Genomic DNA, 2,700 nt, shown 5'->3' on the forward strand with positions numbered 1-2,700 from the left:
TAGTCTCAAACATACCACGAACGATTTCTTTCTGTTCTTCCGTTACATATTCGTTGACGCACATGCCGCTGGTGGCCGCGCCGATTTTTGCATTGATATTGGGCATCACACGGACGATGGGCGTTTCCGCGGGGAGCAGTTCTGCCAGGTATTCCAGTGTTTTGCCCGCTGCAATGGAAACGACAAGGGGTTTCTTTGCCGCGATTTCTTCCTTTAATGCAGGAACCACGGAAGCCAGTACATGGGGTTTCACCGCCAGAACAAGGACATCGCTTTCCGCCACCACTTCCGCCGCCGTGGGAACAGCCACTGCGCCACATTCGTCCGCCAGTTTCTGGGCGGAGGTCACAGTTTTGCTGGTGATGAAGATATCCTTGCCGTCATAGCTTTTTGTGCCGATGGTCATGCCTTTTACGATGGCGCCCGCCATATTGCCTGCGCCGATAAAGCCAAATTTCATAGGATTTCCCTCCTTATAAAAAAGAAAAGGTCGGTGAAAACCGACCTTTGTGATTTCTCGATTTCCTGATTTAACGGTACTACAATTACCGCACTGCTGTCAATCGTGGAAATCTTATATTTTTCTTAACAAATAATATTCTGAGGTGTACCATCTTCCCATTTCAGGATATTAGCCGCCACGATCTGTGCACGTGTGAACAGTGCTTCATGGGAAGCGAAAGCAACGTGAGGAGTTACGACTGTATGTTTGGAGTGCATCAGCACATGGTCAGCGGGCACGGGGGGTTCCATTTCAAATACGTCGATACCAGCGCCTGCAATGCGTTCTTCGTTCAGTGCTTTTGCCAGAGCTTCGCTATCTACAACGGGGCCGCGTGCTGTGTTCAGCAGGATGGCGTTTTTCTTCATCAGAGCGATTTCTTTTTCGCCGATCAGGCCTTTTGTTTTGTCATTCAGAGGTACATGCAGGGAAACGATATCGGATACTTTCAGTACATCTTCCAGAGACATATATTCGATGCCCTGACCCTGCATTTCGGGTTTTACTGTTCTGCTGTAAGCAACGACTTTGCAGCCGAAAGCCTGTGCAATTTTTGCAACTTTGCCGCCGATGGCGCCTGTACCAACTACGCCGAATGTTTTGCCATACAGTTCGCCGCCAACCAGGCCTGCTTTTGTACCTTCTTTACGGCAAACAGCGTCGCATGCGGGGATATTTCTCAGCACGGAGATTGCCAGACCGAAAGCCAGTTCTGCAACTGCGTTTGTGGAGTAGCCTGCTGCGTTGCATACGCAGATGCCTTTTTCCTTACAGAAATCCACGTCGATATGGTCAACACCTGTGAATGCTACGGAGAGCAGTTTCAGGTTTTCGCATTTTTCGATGACATTTTTACGGAAAGGCTGGTTTGCGATGATGATGATATCTGCATCTTTGCCTCTTTCCGCCAGTTTATCCTGATCTTCTTCCTTTGTGTCATAAGACACGATTTCATGGCCTCTTGCTTTTACGTCTGCTACTGCTTCTTCCAGTTTTTCGGGTGTGATGCCCAGGGGTTCGATGATAACGATTTTCATTTGTACGTGCCTCCTTATGGATGTGATTATTTTATATTGACTGCAATAAATTTCATTGTATAGTTGTATGATAGCGCAGTTTTTTTGAAAACACAATAGTCCTTGTGCAAAAAACGCAGAAAGTTTATAATAGAAAAAATATCATTCCAAAGGAGATGACGACAATGAGCGTTTTGTTTTTAGAATACCCCAAATGCAGCACCTGCAAGAAGGCGAAAGCATGGCTGGAAAGCAACGGCGTAGCCTTTGACGACAGACACATCGTAGAAGAAAACCCCTCTGCAGAAGAACTGAAAATATGGTGGCAGATGAGCGGTCTGCCTTTGAAGAAATTCTTCAACACCAGCGGCCTGCTCTACAAGGAACTGCAGCTGAAGGACAAACTGCCCGAAATGAGCGAGGATGAAATGATCGAACTGCTTTCCACCAACGGCATGCTGGTGAAACGCCCCCTCATCATCGGGGAGGATTTTGTTCTGGTTGGCTTCAAGGAAGCAGAATGGGAAAAATTGAAATAATGACAAAAAGAAAAGACGGGAATTCCCGTCTTTTTTGATTAGATCCAATTCGCCAATGTGGGCTCATCCGCTTCCGTTGCGGCAATGATGATCTCTCCGCCTTTCGGGTCAATGACCAACCGCCAGTTTTCGCCATCCCTTTCCCCCTCGAAAAGATAGAATTTTTCATCCTTCATCCCCTTTTCATAGAAGGATTTGTCCATGGCGTCCTGATAAAGCCATCTGCCGTAAAGCCAATGCACATATTCCACATCGGAAAATCCTTCTGCTGCCAGAATTTCTTCTGCCTGTTTTGTGGAAGTCAGCCCCATGATTTTTGGCCCTCCAAATGTACCAATCACCAGCATCACCGATACAAAACAAAGCGCACAAGCACCCAAGGAGATTTTATCTAAATCCTTTTGCGTTTTTGCGTCCGCCCAATATGCAACCAGAATCAGACAGATGAATTGTGTCCCTACAGCAATTCTTTTAAAATAGAATAAGCCTATGACAAAGGCAACTATCAGAATGGTCACAATGATATTTGTCACTTTTCTCCGTTTTTCTGATATAGGTTCTTCTGCTTTTCCTGCACGCAGACAATAGCCGATCGCCATACCGATGGACCAGCCCAGATAGGTAAAGGTTCCCATTTCAATAA

Annotated in this window: 4 protein-coding genes; 1 reads left to right on the forward strand and 3 read right to left on the reverse strand. The window is 46.4% G+C overall.

All coding sequences use genetic code 11. The features are described from left to right. Together IJ369_RS04660 and IJ369_RS04665 are read right to left on the reverse strand one after the other, a co-directional pair. Positions 1 to 460: pyrroline-5-carboxylate reductase family protein (locus tag IJ369_RS04660; protein ID WP_290716568.1), on the reverse strand; the 460-nt coding region annotated here is incomplete at its 3' end. 125 nt (positions 461 to 585) lie between these two features. Further along, positions 586 to 1,539 (reverse strand): 2-hydroxyacid dehydrogenase, encoded by a 954-nt coding sequence (locus IJ369_RS04665; protein ID WP_290716570.1) that lies wholly within the window; start codon positions 1,537 to 1,539, stop codon positions 586 to 588. Positions 1,540 to 1,703: 164 nt separating this feature from the next. On the opposite strand from IJ369_RS04665, the gene IJ369_RS04670 reads away from it, so the two are divergent. Beyond that, a complete protein-coding gene (locus IJ369_RS04670) occupies positions 1,704 to 2,057 on the forward strand; it encodes an arsenate reductase family protein (protein ID WP_290716572.1) in 354 nt (117 codons plus the stop codon). A 38-nt stretch (positions 2,058 to 2,095) separates the two neighbouring features. Here IJ369_RS04670 and IJ369_RS04675 read toward each other — a convergent pair. Further along, on the reverse strand, positions 2,096 to 2,700 hold a 605-nt coding region (locus IJ369_RS04675), incomplete at its 5' end, for a hypothetical protein (protein ID WP_290716574.1).

Source organism: Anaerotignum sp. (assembly GCF_017483025.1).
Taxonomy (GTDB): Bacteria; Bacillota; Clostridia; order Lachnospirales; family Anaerotignaceae; genus Anaerotignum_A.